This window comes from Brevibacillus sp. AG162, assembly GCF_006715575.1.
Lineage (GTDB): Bacteria > Bacillota > Bacilli > Brevibacillales > Brevibacillaceae > Brevibacillus > Brevibacillus brevis.
The window spans coordinates 890971-910716 of record NZ_VFNO01000003.1; the positions used below are offsets into that span (position 1 = coordinate 890971).

Annotated in this window: 2 protein-coding genes; both read left to right on the forward strand. The window is 47.4% G+C overall.

Translation table 11 applies throughout. The features are described 5' to 3' along the window. The first annotated feature begins 330 nt into the window (after positions 1–330). Positions 331–7161: a non-ribosomal peptide synthetase gene (locus tag FB479_RS13945; protein WP_142065677.1), complete on the forward strand. Its 6831-nt coding sequence runs from the start codon at positions 331–333 to the stop codon at positions 7159–7161. A gap of 70 nt (positions 7162–7231) precedes the next feature. Further along, positions 7232–19746, forward strand: a 12515-nt coding sequence (locus FB479_RS13950; protein WP_370511687.1) for an amino acid adenylation domain-containing protein, incomplete at its 3' end; no start/stop codon positions are given.

Genomic DNA, 19746 nt, shown 5'->3' on the forward strand with positions numbered 1-19746 from the left:
ATATCAGAGCGTTATCTCATGTTGAACGAAGTGCGGCATTGAAAATGGGAACCATCCGTATTTCCACTTTTTACCAATACTATACTTCCCCTCCTTTCATCCCCCTCAAAACCAGCAGAGTATTGCCTTTTGGCATCCTTTACTCTAATCGTTGGGCACAAAAAAATTTAAAAATTTACATACAACCACTTGCAGAAAACCATATTTTTGAGTTATATGTAAAATCATGTAACAAAAAGTAAAAAAGTGGTACAAATTCCATCTAAGCTGATTTTCAATCGAAGTCAACTTTTTGTCAACGAAATTATGAGAAATGCTGGTGATGTTTTTTTGAGAATATTATTCCTAACAACATTCATGAGCAAAGAAAACAAGATTGTGCAGTACTTGGAATCAAGAAACCACGAAGTCATCGTGTGCAATGAAAAATGGCAGCAAGAAACCGAATATTTCGAACAAATTGACTATGTAGTCAGTTACGCGTACGGCTATATTCTGGGTAAGGAAATCGTTTCCCGTTTCAAAGGACGCATTATCAATCTACATACATCCCTCTTGCCTTGGAACAAGGGGAGAGACCCTGTTTTCTGGAGTATTTGGGATGAGACACCAAAAGGGGTTACGCTGCATCTCATAGACGAGAACATAGATACAGGTGATATCCTTGTTCAGGAAGAGATTACTTTTGATGACGAAGATACACTGATCGATTGTTACAACAAAGCGAATCAGGTGATTGAAGACCTGTTCATCCGAGAGTGGGACAATATTGTAAGTGGGCGGATCACACCATTTCCGCAACCAGTTGGTGGAACGATTCACTACAAAAAAGACCGAGATTTCTACAAAAACCTGAATATGACCACCGTAAAAGAGCTGCTGGCATTAAAGCGTTTTTGTGGAGAACGAACACAAGGAGAGATCCAGAGCGATAAAACCTACCATCAGTTGTTTGAACGACAAGTCGAAGTGTCACCGGACAGACTAGCAGCTGTATGTCAAAATCAGTCCCTGACATACAAACAGCTAAATGAGCGAGCCAATCAGTTAGCCCATAACCTTTGTGCCAAAGGAGTTAAGCCTGACGATCAAGTGGCGCTCATGATGGACAGATCACTGGACATGCTGGTGAGTATTCTCGCCGTTCTAAAGGCTGGAGGAGCATATCTCCCTATCGATCTGGATTATCCGGATGAACGAATTGCTTATATGCTAAACGACAGTAACGCACCCGTTCTATTGACACAGACTCCCCTTATAGAAAAGGCGAAAAGCATCTGCGAAGAAGTAGAAGTGATTGACGTGTGTGACCCTGGTAGCTTCAGCGACAGAAAAGAGAATCTGCCGCACGTCAATCGATCAACAGATCTCGTTTATGTCATGTATACATCGGGATCGACAGGTTTGGCCAAAGGCGTGATGATCGAGCATGGCAACTTGGTCAATTTTTGCGAATGGCACAGCCAGTACTTTGAAGTGGGCCCTGAAGACAAAGCCCTTGTCTATTCCAGTTTTTCATTTGATGGGTCTGTATTGGAAATATTTCCCTTTCTATTTACGGGTGCTTCATTACACATCGTGCCAACTGCACTGAAGTATGATCTGAATGCGTTGAATGATTATTGCAACCAAGAAGGCATTACGATCAGCTTTTTTCCGACAGGAGCAGCTGAACAGTTCATGCAGATGGATAATCGTTCTTTTCGAGCGATGCTCACAGGCGGGGATGTACTAAAAAAGGTTGATCGGCGCGGTGCTTACAAGCTTTACAACCTGTATGGACCGACAGAATGCACGATTGCTGCTACTATTTTTGAGGTGGACAAGCAGTACCAGAGCATTCCGATTGGCAAGCCTCTCACTCATAGCTACCTCTTAATTTTGGATGAAAAGCTGGCATTACAGCCGATTGGGGTAGCAGGCGAGGTATTTATCCTCGGTGAAGGGTTGGGACGAGGATATGTCAACCGACCAGATTTGACCGCTGAAAAATTTATCATTCATCCACAGACGGGCGAGCGTATGTACCGCACGGGAGACAGAGCACGCTGGTTGCCTGACGGGAACATCGAGTTTTTGGGCCGCCTCGACAATTTGGTAAAAATTCGCGGATATCGGATCGAGCCAGGAGAAATTGAACCTTTCCTCATGAATCATCCAATGGTCGAAATGGCAACGGTTATCGCCAAAGAACGGGAAGATGGCCGCAAATTCTTAGTTGGCTATTATGTTGCTCCTGATGCAATCCCTTTTCACGAGCTGAGGGAATGGCTCGGAAATGATCTTCCTGATTACATGATCCCGACGTACTTTGTTCACATGGAGACCCTACCGCTCACCACGAATGGAAAGGTAGACAAGCGGGCATTGCCAGATGTACAGGGAGATGAGGAGCTGCTCAACGAATATTTTGTCGCGCCCACTGATGAGCTTGAACAACAATTGGCTCAGGTGTGGAGCAGCGTGCTAGGAATTTTACAGGTGGGAATCGACGACCATTTTCTTGAGTGCGGCGGGGACTCGATCAAGGCCATGCAGCTCATTTCCCAGTTCAAAACTATCGGATTCGATTTGAGATATGACCAGCTTTTTAAGCATCCAACGATTCGCCAAATGAAACGTCTGTTCACAGAGCAAGAGCAGACGAACGTAGAACCATTGCAGGAGCTGATCGTACAACAGGAATACGAAACATCCGCGGTGGAGAAACGAATGTACATCATCCAGCAGCAGGATGTCGAGTCGATCGCATACAATGTGACATTCACCGTTGACTTTCCCCAATCCGTAGATGTAGAGCATATCCAGATGGCCTTGCAACAGCTGGTGATGCGCCACGAAGGATTACGAAGCACGTATCACATGCATTATGACGAAATCGTAAAACGAATTGTCACATGGTCCGAGCTATCATTTGTCCGGCAAACAGGTGAAGAAGAGGTGGTACACAGCCTACTTGCAGAGAACATCAAGCCATTCGATTTGGGAAAAGCACCATTGCTCCGGGCTGGAATCATTGAAACTCCTGACAAACAGGTTCTCTGGCTCGACTCCCATCACATTGTCATGGATGGCTTATCCAAGTCGATTTTGTTGCGGGAATTACAGACTTTACTCGAACGACAGCAGCTTCTCCCTTTAAAGAATACCTATAAGTCTTTTGCGCGATGGCAAAATGAGTGGTATTCAAGCGACGAATACAAACAGCAAGCTGCTTACTGGAAAACCCTTCTAGAGGGCGAGCTTCCCGTTGTCCAACTTCCTACACGAAAACGTCCGTCGCAATTGACATTTGATGGGGCTACGATCACGTATCGTGCAAACAAAGAACTCACTAGAAAGCTCAAGACCACGGCAACAAAACATGATGTAACTCTCTATATGCTGATGCTCACCATCGTATCTGTCTGGCTTTCCAAAATGAATAACGACAGCAAGCAAGTCATACTAGGTACCGTAACAGATGGAAGACAGCATCCAGATACGCGAGAGATACTTGGGATGTTCGTGAATACCTTGCCACTTCTACTCTCGATTGACCATGAAGAAAGCTTTTTACATAACCTGAAACAGGTAAAGCAAGAGCTTTTGTCTGCTTTGCAAAACCAGTACGTTCCCTTTGATAAAATTCTCGAGGGCTCTGGTGCAAAACGCGACGGGAATCGTCATCCCCTGTTTGATGTGATGTTCATGATGCAAAGCTCACCGGAGACAGAGTTGGAAAACCACATGCGTCATATCAACAACAGGATTAGCAAGTTCGACCTGACACTAGAAACAGTTGAGCGGGAGAACGAGCTGCACATTGTTTTTGAATACAACACACTGTTGTTTGATGAAAGCATGATCCACCGGATGATTGCGCAGTTTGAACATCTCCTTTTGCAAGCTGTTCACGGTTTGGAGGAGCAAGTTAAAGCGTTTGAACTCATGACCCAAGCGCAACGCCTCGATTTGTTTCTAGGGGTAAACGATACATCCAAAACATACCCCAGCAAATTGATCATGCAGTTGTTAGAAGAATGGGCTACTGCTACACCTGACAAGATCGCATTGGTACTCCGGAAACAGTGCATGACATATCGAGAGCTGAACGAGCGAGCAAATCAACTGGCACATACCCTCCGTACAAAAGGGGTGAAACCAGACGATCTGGTGATGCTTATATCGGAACGATCCTTTGAGATGCTAGTGGCAATTTTCGCCGTGTTGAAAGCAGGTGGAGCCTATCTGCCGATCGATCCGAACAGTCCAACTGACCGAATTTCCTACATTTTCACAGATAGCGGCGCCAAGATGGTGGTAGCACAGTCCCGTTTCGTTGAAAAAGCAAGCTTTACAGCGGATGTTATTGATTTGAACAGCGAGAGTAGCTTTTCTCCAGAGACAAGCAATCTACCGCTGGTTAACAAGCCGGATGACCTCGTGTATGTCATGTACACATCGGGCTCAACTGGCAAGCCAAAAGGCGTGATGATTGAACACGGGGGGCTGCTCAATGTACTCCATGCCATGCAGGATGAATATCCGCTTCTATGTGAAGATGCATTCCTGCTGAAGACGACTTACATTTTTGATATCTCTGTAGCAGAAATTTTCGGGTGGATTCCTGGGAATGGCAGATTGGTGATTCTCGAGCCAGAGGGAGAAAAGAACCCCAAAGAAATATGGCAAGCGGTAGTCCAAGAAGGGATAACCCACATCAATTTCGTGCCATCCATGTTGATCCCGTTCGTCGAATATCTGGAGGGGCGAAACGAAGCCAACCGATTGCGGTACATCCTTGCTTGCGGGGAAGCGATGCCGGATGATCTCGTGTCAAAAGTATATGAAGTACTGCCGGAGGTGAAATTGGAAAACATCTACGGGCCAACAGAAGCGACCATATATACTTCGCGCTATTCGCTCGCAAAAGACTCACTGGAGAATCCTGTACCCATCGGAAAGCCACTGCCCAACTATCGAATGTATATCGTCAATCAGTACGGACAATTGCAGCCAATAGGCGTTCCGGGCGAACTATGTATTGCTGGAATCAGCTTGGCGAGAGGATATTTGAATAACGAAGAGCTGACAGCGGAAAAATTTGTTGCCCATCCATTAGAGGCTGGTAAGCGTATCTATCGCACAGGCGACCTGGCACGCTATCGTGAGGATGGCAATATCGAGTATCTCGGACGGATGGACCATCAGGTAAAAATTCGTGGATACCGCATCGAGTTGGATGAAATTCGCAGCAAACTGATCCAGGAAGAGTCCATTTATGATGCGGTGGTTATGGCCCGAACCGACCAGAATAATCAGGCATACTTGTGCGCCTATTTGCTTTCCGTGAAGGAATGGACAGTCAGTCAATTGCGCGACCTGCTTCGCCGTGAATTGCCAGAATATATGATACCTGCCCACTTCGTTCTCATGAAGGAGTTTCCGCTTACTTCCAACGGTAAGCTGGATCGAAAGGCCCTGCCCGAACCGGATGGAAGTGTGAGAAGCGAAGTAGAATACGTAGCACCTCGCTCTGAAATGGAAGAGATTCTTGCCAGAATTTGGGGAGAAGTACTTGGCATCGAGAGGGTAGGGATTCAAGACAGCTTTTTCGAGCTTGGCGGTGATTCGATCAAGGGTTTGCAGATCGCGTCTCGTCTGCAACGGATGAATCTCATGATGGAATTCAATCATCTGTTTAAATATCCGACGATCGAACGAATGGCACCGCTTGTCATTTCCGAGAGTATCACGATCGATCAGGGACTGGTAACAGGGCCTGTCTTACTTACACCAATCCAGCACTACTTCTTTGAACGGATTACATCAAGCAGACGTCACTGGAATCAAGCAATGATGATTTTTAGCCAAGACGGCTTCCATATCGAACTACTGATGGAGTCTCTAAATGCGCTTGTGCTTCATCATGATGCCCTGCGCATGAGTTTTTCCGAATCGGATGAGGGCTTTGTCCAGTTTAACCGAGGCGACGATGGTAATCTGTTCGTCTTCCATGTGTTTGATTTTACAGAAGAGCTGGACGCTCGAAACAAAGTGGAAGAAGAAGCAAACCGCCTGCAAGCCAGTATGAATTTACAGGAGGGACCGCTGGTTCAAGTAGCGCTCTTCAAGACAAGAGTAGGTGACCATCTGCTTTTTGCGATTCACCATCTGGTTGTTGACGGTGTTTCCTGGCGCATTATTCTGGAAGACTTCCGAATCGCCTATCAACAAGTAGCCTCAGGTAATCCAATTGCTTTACCGGAAAAAACACATTCTTATCAAAGATGGGCGAAAGAGCTAAAAAACGTAGCCAATAGCAAGAAGCTTGTAAACGAACTCGCTTATTGGAAAAAAGTCGAATCCATTCCAATCCGTCCATTGCCAAAGGATCAGGAGACCATTTACCAGACCGAAATGGAGACGATAACCGCGTCGGTTCGTTTCTCCAAATTGGAGACTGAAAAATTACTGCGCCATACAAATCACGCCTACCAAACAGAAACGCAAGAGATTCTGTTGACTGCCTTGGGAATGGCGCTACGAGAATGGACAGGGGCGAACGATGTTCGAGTCTTTTTGGAAGGACATGGACGTGAAGAGATTGTCAAAGGCTTGAATGTCTCCCGTACGGTAGGTTGGTTCACTTCCCTTTTCCCAGTCGTCCTGCCTGCTGCCAAATCGGGCCAATTGGCGGAGCAGATCAAGCTGGTCAAAGAAATGATGCGTGCTATTCCGAATAAAGGAATCGGGTATTCCATCTTAAAGCATCTCACCGAGACCGAGCACAAACGAGACATCCCTTTCACACTCCAGCCCGAGGTTGTGTTCAATTATCTGGGACAGTACGATGCCGATTTGGACAATGATCTGTTCACGCCATCGAATCTACCAGTGGGTAGAGTGCTGGGACCTCATGCCGAACGCATGCACCCGCTAGATATCTATGCCAAGATTATCGGTGGAGAGCTGGTTATCTATATGAATTACAATCGCCATGAGTATCACAAAACGACGATAGACAAGCTCATGGGACTCTATCAAATTCATTTGAACGCTATTATTGTGCATTGTATACAAAAGAAAGATTCTGAGTTAACACCGAGTGATTTTGTGGACAAGAAGCTCTCTATGGAAGAACTCGATGACATTATGGACTTGATAGGCGATTTGTAAGTAAATGTAACTCAGGAGGAGAGCAGACGTGTCTAGTAAAAAGATCGCCAATATATATCCGTTATCTCCAATGCAAGAGGGAATGTTATTTCATTCCCTCCTGGACGAAGGAACAGAGTCCTATTTTGAACAATTGCGCTTTACCATTAGAGGACTCATCGATCCAGCTATTCTCGAACAAAGCTTAAACGCGCTGATCGAGCGACACGATATTCTCCGGACTGTCTTTATCCTTGAGAAGGTTCAAAAGCCGCGACAAATTGTACTCAAGGAAAGAAAGACAAACATTCAGTTGATAGATATCACACACCTCTCTGAAGACGAGCAAGCCGTCTTTTTGGAGGACTTTGCTAAAAGAGAACGTCAGAAAAACTTTGATTTGGCAAAAGATGTGCTCGTTCGACTTACTCTTGTCCAAACCTCTTCTGATGCATATACACTGATCTGGAGTCACCATCACATCTTGCTCGACGGCTGGTGCATTCCGATTGTGTTACATGACTTTTTCCAAATCTATCAACAATTAAAAGACGAACGACCAGTAAATCTCGGCCAAGTTTATCCGTATAGCCAGTACATAAGCTGGTTAGGGGAACAGGACGCAGAAGAGGCAAAAGTCAACTGGTCACGGTATTTAAGCGGCTATGAGCCAAGCACATTTATTCAAAAGCAAGGTACCGGAATCAAATACAATCAAGCAGAGCTGGTCTTCACGATTGGTCAGTCGTTGACGAACCAATTGAATAAAATCGCAAGACAATTGCAAGTAACTGTAAACAATCTCTTTCGTACAATTTGGGGTCTCATGTTGCAGCGTCAAAGCAATATCGATGATGTTGTATTTGGATCGGTTGTCTCTGGCCGTCCAATCGATATCCCGAACGTCGAGCAGATGGTTGGACTTTTCATCAATACCGTACCTGTCCGTGTTCAGATGAGAGACAATCAAACGTTTTCTGATCTGGTGAAACAAGTACAAGAAGAGTCGAGCTCGCTGGAAAAATATCATTATCTTTCCCTCGCGGACATTCAGAAAAATCAACAACTGATCGATCATATTATTTTGTTCCAAAACTATCCGATGGGCGCAGAGCTTTTGACCCGTCTGAACCAATATAACCAAGAATTCACTCTCACCAATCTGCATGCTTTTGAACAAACCAACTACGACCTAAACATAATGGTCACCTCAGACGCTACCCTCACTGTTACGTATCTATACAATGCATCCGTATTTACGGAAGATCAACTCCAACACCTCAACCAACAACTCACGACTATCATGACGCAAGTGACAAATACACCGGATATCCTTCTGAAAAATCTAGAAGTGGTACATTCCGAAGAGAAGCACCTTCAGCTCCATACTTTTAATGATACATATCGCAATTATCCTGTTGATTATCTGATTCACCAAATTTTTGAAGAGCGTGCAGAGAAACAACCACACCACATTGCGCTGGTCATGGGAGAGCAAAAGCTTACTTATCGTGAGCTAAACGAAAAGGCAAATCAACTTGCTACATTTTTACGTGCAAAAGGGGTCGGACCAGAAAGTATTGTCAGCTTGCTCACAGAACGCTCAGCGGAAATGATCATTGCCATTCTCGCGATTTTTAAAGCGGGCGGAGCATATTTACCAATCGACCCGGCGCATCCGAAGGAACGCATCGAATACATTTTGCAGGATAGCGGCAGTGTGCTGCTTCTTACAAAAAAACGCTTTTTAGAGGCAATTGATTTTGCTGATCGGATCTTTGATCTAGAGGCGGATGAGCTTTATCAGGGAGCATCGGGTAATCTTGCGAATGTAGCCCAAACGAGTAATCTTGCATACGTCATCTATACATCGGGTTCGACAGGCAAACCGAAAGGCGTCATGATCGAGCATGCGAGCCTATTGAATCAAATCTTCGCACTGCAAGAGAAATATCCGCTACAAGAAAAAGATGCGTATTTGTTAAAAACGACCTATACCTTCGACGTATCTGTCGCAGAAATCTTCGGCTGGATTCTCGGCAACGGCAGACTGGTGATTCTCGAACCTGGCGCGGAGAAAGATCCTGCCAAAATTTGGGAAACTGTTGTAAATTATGACGTAACTCATGTCAATTTTGTTCCATCCATGCTCATTCCATTTGTCGAGTATCTCGAGGGGCGAAAAGAGGGAAACCGCCTGCGGTACATCATGGCTGCCGGGGAAGCAATGCCGAATGATCTTGCGCCAAAAGTATATAAAGTATTGCCTGAAGTGAAAGTGGAGAACATCTATGGTCCCACAGAAGCTACCATTTATGCTTCCTGCTACTCACTCACGGAAGACTTAAAACAAAATCCTGTGCCCATCGGAAAACCATTGGCCAACTATCAAATGCATATCGTCAATCAATATGGTCAATTACAGCCAATCGGAGTTCCTGGTGAATTATGCATTGCCGGAGCTGGATTGGCGAGGGGATATTTAAATAATGAAGAATTGACGAACGAAAAGTTTGTTCCCCATCCGTTTGAAGCAGGCAAACGCATGTACCGTACAGGCGACCTGGCTCGTTATCGCAAGGATGGAAACATCGAATACCTCGGACGCATCGACCATCAAGTGAAAATTCGTGGCTTCCGGATTGAGTTGAACGAAATTCGTAGCCGGTTGATCGAAGAAGAATCGATTCGCGATGCAGTGGTAGTGGCACACACAGATCATAACAATCAAGCGTATCTATGCGCCTATATCATCGCCGATCAGGTGTGGACTGTTGCCTCATTACGTACACTGCTTCGCCAAACGCTGCCAGATTACATGGTTCCGACTCATTTCATTCAAATGGAAGAGTTCCCTCTGACCTCGAGCGGCAAAATTGATCGCAAAGCTTTGCCACTCCCAGATGGCAATGTGCAAACAGGCAACGCGTACAGTGCGCCGCGCAATCCCATTGAGGAATTGCTTGCCCGGATTTGGGAGGAGGTTCTTGGTGTATCACAAGTCGGGATCCACGATAACTTTTTCGAATTGGGAGGGCATTCGCTTTTAGCAACACAATTGCTGTCCCGTACATCCAAACTTTTTCAGACTCAGCTTCAGATGCGTGAGATTTTTACCTATCAGACAGTAGCAGAATTGGCTGAACGTATTCAATTCACTCGCCAAGGTGCGGAGCCGATAAAGCAAAGCCCGATCAAACCGCTTTCATTGGACAGTTCTCAAGAGTTACCGCTGTCTTACGCCCAACAACGTCTATGGTTCCTTGATCGACTTATCCCGAATAGCGCCATGTACAACATTCCGGTCGGATTCCATCTGCGTGGAGCAGTCAATACGAATGTAATGGAACGTGCTTTGAATGAAATCATCAAACGGCATGAATCCCTTCGAACAACGGTTATGGACATAGAAGGAAGAGCGGTTCAAGCGATTCATACAAATGTACATCTGTCACTTCCTGTCACTGACCTTCGCGACATGCTAGCAGCGGAAAAAGACGCTATATGGAAGCGTATGGTGGAAGAAGATGGCGCGACTCCATTCCAACTGGATCAATGGCCGTTGATGCGGGCAGCTTTGATCCGACTGGAGGAACAAGAGTCCGTTCTCTGGATTAACATGCATCACATCATCTCAGACGGTTGGTCCATGGATGTATTGGTGAACGAGCTAAGCGCAGTGTATGAAGCATTCGTCAAAGAAGCAGAAGTACCGCTAGCCGATTTACCCATTCAATATCGGGATTACGCAATCTGGCAACGAGAGAAATGGCAAGACAATGTATGGGAGCAGCAGCTCGGCTATTGGAAAAAGAAGCTGGGCCAGAGTGAACCACTTTTGCCACTTCCGACGGATCGTCCACGTACAGTCGTGCAAAGCTATCGCGGTGACAATTATTCTTTTTACGTGCCGAGTGAAGTGGGGCAAAAGCTACGCGAGCTTGGACGACAAGAAGGCGCGACACTGTTCATGACGCTCTTAGCGGCATTCAAGCACTTCATGTACCGCTATACGCACAGCACAGATATTCTGATAGGCACACCTGTTGCGGGACGTAATCGTCAGGAAATAGAAAACCTGATCGGATTCTTTGTCAACATGCTGGTTCTTCGTACTGACCTGTCTGGCGACCCTACATTCGTTGAGCTGTTGCGACGTGTTCGTGAGACGGCATTTGATGCTTTTGCCAATCAGGATATTCCTTTTGAAAAATTGGTCGATGAATTACAAATTGAACGTAGTCTCAGCTACTCGCCGCTATTCCAGGTTCTTTTCTCCGTACAGGGAATGTCAACGGGTGTACGTAAAGGTGAGACGATATCCATTACACCTAATGAAGTCAATCTTAACAAGACGACCAAATTTGATTTGACTCTCACCATGATTGAAGACGAGGATTACGGATTCAAAGGTGTGTTTGAATACAGTACAGATTTATTTGATCGTACGACGATTGAGCGCATGGCAGAGCATTTCCGCAATCTTTTACAAGCTATTGCGACCAATCCAACTCAGAAAATAACGGAAGTTGAGCTGTTGGGCGATGTGGAACGAGATCAGCTACTCGTAGGTTGGAATGATACTGAGGTTGATTATTCCCGCGATCTTTGCGTACACGAACGTGTTGCCCAGATCGCACAAAAGTTGCCTGATCAAATTGCAGTTTCGGGTGAGCAAGGTGCAATCACCTATGCAGACCTGGATGCGAAGGCCAATCAGCTCGCTCATATGTTGCTAAAACAAGGGATTGGCTCGGAAGACTTGGTAGGAATCTGCGTGGAGCGTTCCATCGAGATGTTGATCGGTCAACTCGCGATTCTCAAAGCAGGTGCCGCTTATGTGCCGATGGACCCTGCATACCCGCAAGAACGACTCGCTTATATGATCAAGAACGCACAGATGTCTTTGGTCTTAACCCAAGAGCGGTTGGTAGGTGCATTACCAGAAGGAGCTGCAACGTTCCTTTGCTTGGATCGAGATTGGCATGTCATGGCTGAGATGAGTTCGGTTGCGCCAGCGGTTACGTCCAAAGCAGAACAACTCGCCTATGTCATCTATACGTCAGGTTCTACAGGAACGCCAAAGGGAGTGGAGATCGAGCACGGATCACTCTTGAATCTAGTCAATTGGCATCAGCGAGCGTACAACGTAATCGCGGCGGATCGTGCATCGCAAATAGCTGGTACAGCTTTTGATGCTTCGGTGTGGGAGATTTGGCCATATTTGACCGCGGGTGCTACGATTTGCCTGCCACAGGAGGAGATTCGTCTCGTACCGGAAAAACTGCGTAATTGGTTAGTCGAATCAGGCATCACGATAAGCTTTTTACCAACGCCATTGGCAGAGAGCCTGCTTACTTTGAATTGGCCAGCCGAAACAGCATTGCGCTACATGTTGACGGGTGGTGATACCTTGCACCAGTACCCGTCTGCGAATGTACCGTTTACGCTGGTAAACCAATATGGCCCAACGGAAAATACTGTCGTTGCTACTGCTGGCATCGTGCCCGTGCAGGGAGAACGAGAAGCGGCTCCTTCCATTGGACGTCCCATTGACAACGTATCAGTCTATGTACTCGACGCAAGCAGAAAGCCTGTGCCTGTAGGAGTTGTCGGGGAACTTTATATCGCGGGGAAAAGCTTGGCACGCGGCTATCTGAACCGCCCAGATCTGACGGAAGCCAGTTTTGTACCAAATCCGTTCTCTACAGATGTAGGGGCACGTATGTATCGCACTGGAGACTTGGTTCGATATTTGGTAGATGGCAATTTGGAGTTTATTGGACGCGCCGATGATCAAGTAAGCATTCGCGGATTCAGGGTTGAGCTGGGGGAAATAGAGTCGGCTTTGTATGCACATGCAGCTGTGTCGGAAGCAGTGGTGATCGTCAGGGAAGATTTGACGCCTGGAGTGAAACGACTGGTGGCTTATGCCGTGCTTCATGAGGGAGAAGAGGTACAGACGAATGAATTACGTCAGTCTTTGAAAGATAGACTTCCAGACTACATGGTGCCATCTGTCATCATACTGATGGATGCCCTACCTCTTACTCCAAACGGAAAAGTAGATCGCCGTGCTCTGCCGGTACCCGATGCCTTGCGAGCTCAATGGGAAGACTGCTTTGTTGCCCCAGAAACGGAAATAGAACGCAAGCTGGCCGAAATCTGGCAAGGAGTTCTAGGTGTAGAGTCAATCGGGATTCACGATAACTTTTTCGAACTGGGCGGCGACTCGATTCTGACTATTCAAATTGTGTCGCGTGCCAATCAGGCGGGTATCCGATTTACACCAAAGCACTTGTTTGACTCTCAAACATTGGCAGAATTGGCCGCAAGTGTAGCTGTTCTAGAGGATGCACCACAACTGCATATAGAGCAGGGTGTTGTTACAGGCGACTTGCCTCTGACGCCCATTCAGACGTGGTTCTTTGAGCAGGAAATTTGCAATATCAACTACTGGAACCAATCAGTCATGCTTGCTGTGCGTGAAGAAATGGATGCAAGTTTGCTGGCAAAAGCTTTTGCGACGATTCTTGCTCACCATGATGCCTTGCGCCTGCGTTTTCGGAACGTCAATGGAAAATGGGAGCAATATCATGATGTCGTTTCGGATGAGGACGTGTTTCAGGTAGTAGATTTGACGGCTGTGCTTGAGACGGAAATAGAGGAGCAAATGCAAGCCATCGCAGACGAGCTACAAGAAAGTCTGGATATTGAAGAAGGACCATTGCTCCGTGCTGCATACTTCCAATGCGAGGCCAAACAGCGTCTGTTCATTGCGATTCATCATCTCGCTGTCGATGGTGTTTCCTGGCGAATTATTCTGGAAGACTTACAAACGGCCTATCAACAATTGACAGGGTTACAACAGCTGAATTTGCCTCAGAAGACGACTTCTTTCAAGCGTTGGTCGGAACAGTTAACACAGTATGCTCAGCAAAGCGTAGTCGACGAATACTGGGCGAATCTGGATACAAGTCAAGTATTCAATCTGCCTGTTGACCATCCGAATGGAAAGAACACAGAAAGTCTGGCCGTACAACTAAAGGTAAAGCTGGGCGCGGAAGAGACTCGTGCCTTGTTGCAGGAGGTGCCAGCCGCTTACCGCACTCAAATTAACGATGTGTTACTCAGTGCTTTGATCCGCGCATATAACAACTGGACGGGGCAAAAGGCACTCTATGTTTCCGTTGAGGGACACGGGCGCGAAGAGATCATCGATGGCGTGGACATTTCTCGTACAGTAGGCTGGTTCACAAGCATGTACCCGGTCTTGCTGGAAATGGAGCCAAAGACGCATTGGGGTTCCCTGATCAAATCAGTCAAAGAACAAGTGCGCTCGATTCCTGACAAAGGGATTGGCTACGGCATTCATCGTTATTTAAGCATAGATGAACAAACGATAAATACCCTGAAAGCTTATCCGCAACCTGAGATTAGCTTCAATTATTTAGGACAATTTGATCAGGATCAAACGGCTGATGCTTCCTTCTTGTTCCAGATCATTCCGAACTGGTCAGCATCCAATCTGAGCAAGGATGAAGCCCGACTCCATAAACTTGATTTCCAGAGCATGGTGGCGGGAGATCAGTTAGAAATGACCTGGACGTACAGCGTCGATATGTATGAACAACAAACGATTGAAGAGCTTGCTCGTGACTATGTGCAATCATTGCAAGCGATCATTGCCCATTGCCGCTCTGAAGAGGCAGGTGGCTATACACCTTCCGATTTCCCGTTGGCGGAGTTGGATCAAAAAAGCCTCGACAAGTTCATCGGAAACAATCGTCTGATCGAGAACATTTACACGCTCACTCCGTTACAAGAGGGGATGCTGTTCCACTCTCTTTATGAGCAGGCAGGCGGGGACTACGTCGTTCAACTGGTCGTGAATTTGGATCATTTGAATGTGGCGATGTTTTCAGAAGCATGGCAAAAAGTTGTCGAGCGACATGCCATCCTCCGAACCTCCTTCTTATGGAGCGGATTAGAAAAACCGCATCAGGTTGTTCATACAAAAGTAAAAGCACATGTCGAACAACTGGACTGGAGTCACTTAACGAAAGAAAAGCAAGAAGCGTACTTACAAACCTATCTCGAACAAGATCGCAAGCTAGGCTTTGATCTCACTCATCCACCATTGATGCGTTGGTCGTTGATTCGTCTCGATTCGAAAACCAGTCAACTCGTTTGGAGCTTTCACCATATGTTGTTGGATGGTTGGAGTACACCGATCGTGTTAAACGATTGGCTGGCATTTTATCAGGCATCCGTTAATGGTTTCGAAGCAAAACTGCCTGTCGCCCCTCCGTTTTCCTCTTATATTGCCTGGTTAAAGCAGCAGAGTCTTGAGGCATCCGAGCAGTATTGGCGAAATCACCTGCGGGGCTTCCGCATACCAACTCCCCTTAGCATGGGGAAACCGGGTGGAAGGGTTGAACAACAAAAAGAATACGCAGATCAAATGATTCTTTTATCGAAGGAAACAACTGCGAGTCTGCAAGCTTTTGCCCGCAGGCATCAACTGACGATGAATACACTGGTTCAAGGAGCGTGGGCGTTGATTTTAAGTCGCTACGCAGGTGAGTCGGAAGTGGTATTTGGGACAACCAACCTGGGACGTCCTACAGATTTGCGTGGAGTGGACTCCATGGTGGGTCTGTTTATCAATACGCTGCCTGTTCGCGTGCTTTTCTCGGAACAAATGACGGTGATCGACTGGCTGCAGAACATCCAACAGGAGCAGAGTGAGATACGTCAGTACGAGTTCACGCCGCTCGTTGACATTCAAAGCTGGAGCGAAGTGCCGCTTGGACAGGTGTTGTTTGACAGTATACTCGTTTTCGAAAACTACATGTCCGGTACAAAAACACAGTCTGATACAGACATGTCGCTAAACGCAATCAAAGCAGTTGAGCAGACGAACTATCCATTGACATTGGTGGCTGCGCCTGGCGAAGAGCTATTGCTCAAGCTGATTTATGAAACAAATCGATTCGAGCAGATCACCATGGATAAGGTATTGTCTCAATTGATCAAAGTATTAGAATCAATGATGGCTCAGCCTACGGATCATCTTTCTGCCATTTCATTCATCACAGACGAGGAACGCCACAAGCTGTTAGTCGAATGGAATGCAACGGAAACGGAATATACTCGTGACGCGGTGATGCACCAGCTGTTTGAAGCACAAGTAGTCGCTACACCGGATGCGGAGGCTTTAATCGTCGGAGAAGAAAGACTGACGTACGCGGAGCTGAACCGACGAGCAAACCAGTTGGCTCACTATCTGCGGGCGCAAGGGATCGGTCCAGAGGTCTTGGTCGCTGTTCTCATGGAACGTACGACTGAGATGATCGTAGCGATGATGGGAATTCTCAAAGCTGGCGGCGCGTATGTACCGATTGATCCCGCGTATCCACAGGAGAGAATCGGCTATACGTTGGAGGATTCGCAAGCGGCAATCCTGTTGACCCAAGAAAGCTTGTTATCGATGCTGCCTGAGCATACCGCACAAGTGATCTGCCTGGATCGTGACTGGGAGCCTATCGCGGAGCAAAGCGAAGAGAACCTGCTTAATCTGGTGGAGCCAACCAACCTTTCCTATGTCATCTACACCTCGGGCTCGACAGGTCTGCCCAAAGGGGTAGCGATTCAGCACAGTAGTGTCATTGCCTTCATCGCTTGGGCGAAAACCGTCTTTTCGGCTGAAGAAATGAGTGGGGTACTCGCCTCCACTTCCATCTGCTTCGATCTGTCTGTCTATGAAATATTCGTGACCTTAAGCTACGGCGGGAAAGTCATCCTGGCTGACAACGCCTTGCATGTACCGAGCCTGCCAGCAGCCAACGAGGTGACCTTAATCAATACCGTTCCATCTGCGGCCAAAGAACTGGTGCGGATGAACGCGATCCCGTCGACGGTACGAGTGGTCAACCTGGCTGGAGAGCCACTGCCAAACACATTGGCGCAAAGTCTATATGCATTGGAGCATGTGGAAAAAGTCTTTAATCTTTACGGTCCGTCTGAAGATACGACCTACTCCACGTATGTACAGGTGACCAAAGACGCGACAGCAGAACCGACGATTGGCCGTCCTTTGTCCAACACACAAGCGTATATTCTCGATGCCAACCTGCAACCTGTCCCGTTGGGCTTGCCTGGAGAACTGTATCTTGGCGGGGAAGGATTGGCTCGCGGGTACCTGAATCGCCCAGAGCTGACAGCAGAACGATTCTTGTCCAACCCATTCCACGCTGACCCGCATGCACGGATGTACAGCACCGGTGACTTGGTCCGTTATCTCCCAGATGGACAAATTGAGTATTTGGGCCGGATTGATCATCAGGTGAAGATTCGCGGCTATCGGATCGAGTTGGGAGAGTTGGAGGCTGTCCTACGCACCCATCCGGCTGTCAAGGAAGCCGTGGTGACGGCAAGAGAAGATAAGCTGGGTGACAAACGTCTGGCGGCGTATGTGACGACAAAAGAGGAAAGTAGGGAAGAAGGCACTGACTTAGCCGTTTGGGCAAAAGCAAAATTGCCGGAGTTTATGGTTCCATCCGTCTTTGTCTGGCTGGACGCTATGCCGCTCACACCGAACGGCAAGATCGACCGGAAGCAGCTGCCTGAGCCGGAGTGGGGGCAGATGGCTTCTACACAAGAGTATGTAGCGCCACGCAACCAAACAGAGGAGCTGGTGGCCGCGATCTGGTCGCACGTGCTCGGCATCGAAAAAGTCGGGATTCATGACAACTTCTTCGAGCTTGGCGGACATTCTCTCTTAGCGACACGGGTCATTTCCCGCCTTCGTGACATGGTTGCAGACGAACTACCGATCCGTACTCTTTTCGAAAACCCAACCATTGTAAAACTGTCCGAAGCACTCGGAAGCCTTTTGCAAGAAACAGCAGGAACTTCGATCGAACCTGGTTCACGGGAAGGTCATCTGCCATTGTCCTTTGCGCAGCAGCGCTTGTGGTTCCTGGATCGTCTGATGCCAGACAGCGCCTTGTACAACATCCCGTCAGCAATGCGTTTGCACGGGTATCTGGATATAGAGGCTTGGAACAAAAGCTTGCAGGTACTGATCCAGCGCCACGAAAGCTTGCGGACAACCTTTAGCCACGTGGAAGGGCAAGCCGTACAAATCATACATCCTTACCAAGAGCAGCAGTTACGTGTCATCGACTTGCGAGAGCTACCAGCGGACGAGTGTGAAGCAGAAACACAGGGTTTGGCAGGAAGAGAGGCAGCTACGCCATTCAACCTGAGCGAAGGTCCGTTGTTCCGTACGACCTTGATTCGCATAAGCGATCAAGAAGCCGTCTTCTTATTTAACATGCACCATATTATTTTCGATGGCTGGTCTATCGGTATTTTCATCAAAGAAATGAGAGCACTGTACGAAGCATTTGTTCACGGCAAAGAACCTGTGTTAGCTGATCTGACATTGCAGTACGCCGATTACGCTGTATGGCAACGGAAGTGGATGGAAGAAGATGTGCTTACGCAACAGCTAGCGTACTGGAAAGAAAAGCTAGTCGATGCCGAACCACTTTTGGCATTGCCGACAGATCGTCCGCGTCCAGCCGTTCAAAGCCACCTGGGCGCGATGTATACCATTACGCTTCCAGCTGAACTGTTAGCAAAGTTGAATATGCTCAGCCGCGAAGAAGGATCGACGCTGTTCATGACCTTACTGGCTGCCTTCCAGACTTTGCTCTACCGCTACAGTGGACAGGAAGACATCCTCGTCGGAAGCCCGGTTGCAGGACGGAATCGGGAGGAGACTGAGTCGCTCATCGGTTTCTTCATTAATACATTAGTACTGCGTACGGAAATGTCAGGGGAACCGACATTCCGTGACTTGCTGGCAAGAGTGAAGGAGACGGCGCTAGAAGCCTATGCCCATCAGGATCTTCCGTTTGAAAAATTGGTCGATGAACTGGGGCTAGAGCGTAGTCTCAGCTACTCGCCGCTGTTCCAAGTCATGTTTGTCCTCCAAAACTTCCAGCTAGACTTAGACGAAAAGGCTGGTATTCGCGTATCGGAATTCGATATGGACAAACACCTTGTCACGGCCAAGTTCGACCTGACGTTGACCATGGCTGAAAGACCAAACGGATTGATCGCAACGTTTGAATACAATACAGCGCTGTTTGATGAAACGACGATTGTGCGAATGTCACAGCACTTCCATCACTTACTCGAAGCCATCGTTCAGATGCCGGAGAAGACCATTACCCAATTGCCGTTTTTGCCTCAGGCAGAACGCGAGCAACTACTGGTGGAATGGAACGACACCACGACGGCTTACCCACGGGATCAACGCGTGGATCAATTGTTCCAGCAGACCGCGATGCTTTATCCGAATCGCATTGCAGTCGTATCGGGAGACCTGAGTCTCACATACTCCCAGCTAGAGACACGAGCCAACCAAGTAGCCAACTACCTGCTAAAACAAGGCGTTCGCTCCGGTTCACTTGTCGGTATCTGCGTGAAACGTTCGCTCGAAATGCTGATCGGGGTGCTTGGGATTCTCAAAGCTGGTGGCGCTTATGTACCGCTCGATTCGGATTATCCGAAAGAACGTCTGGCATACAT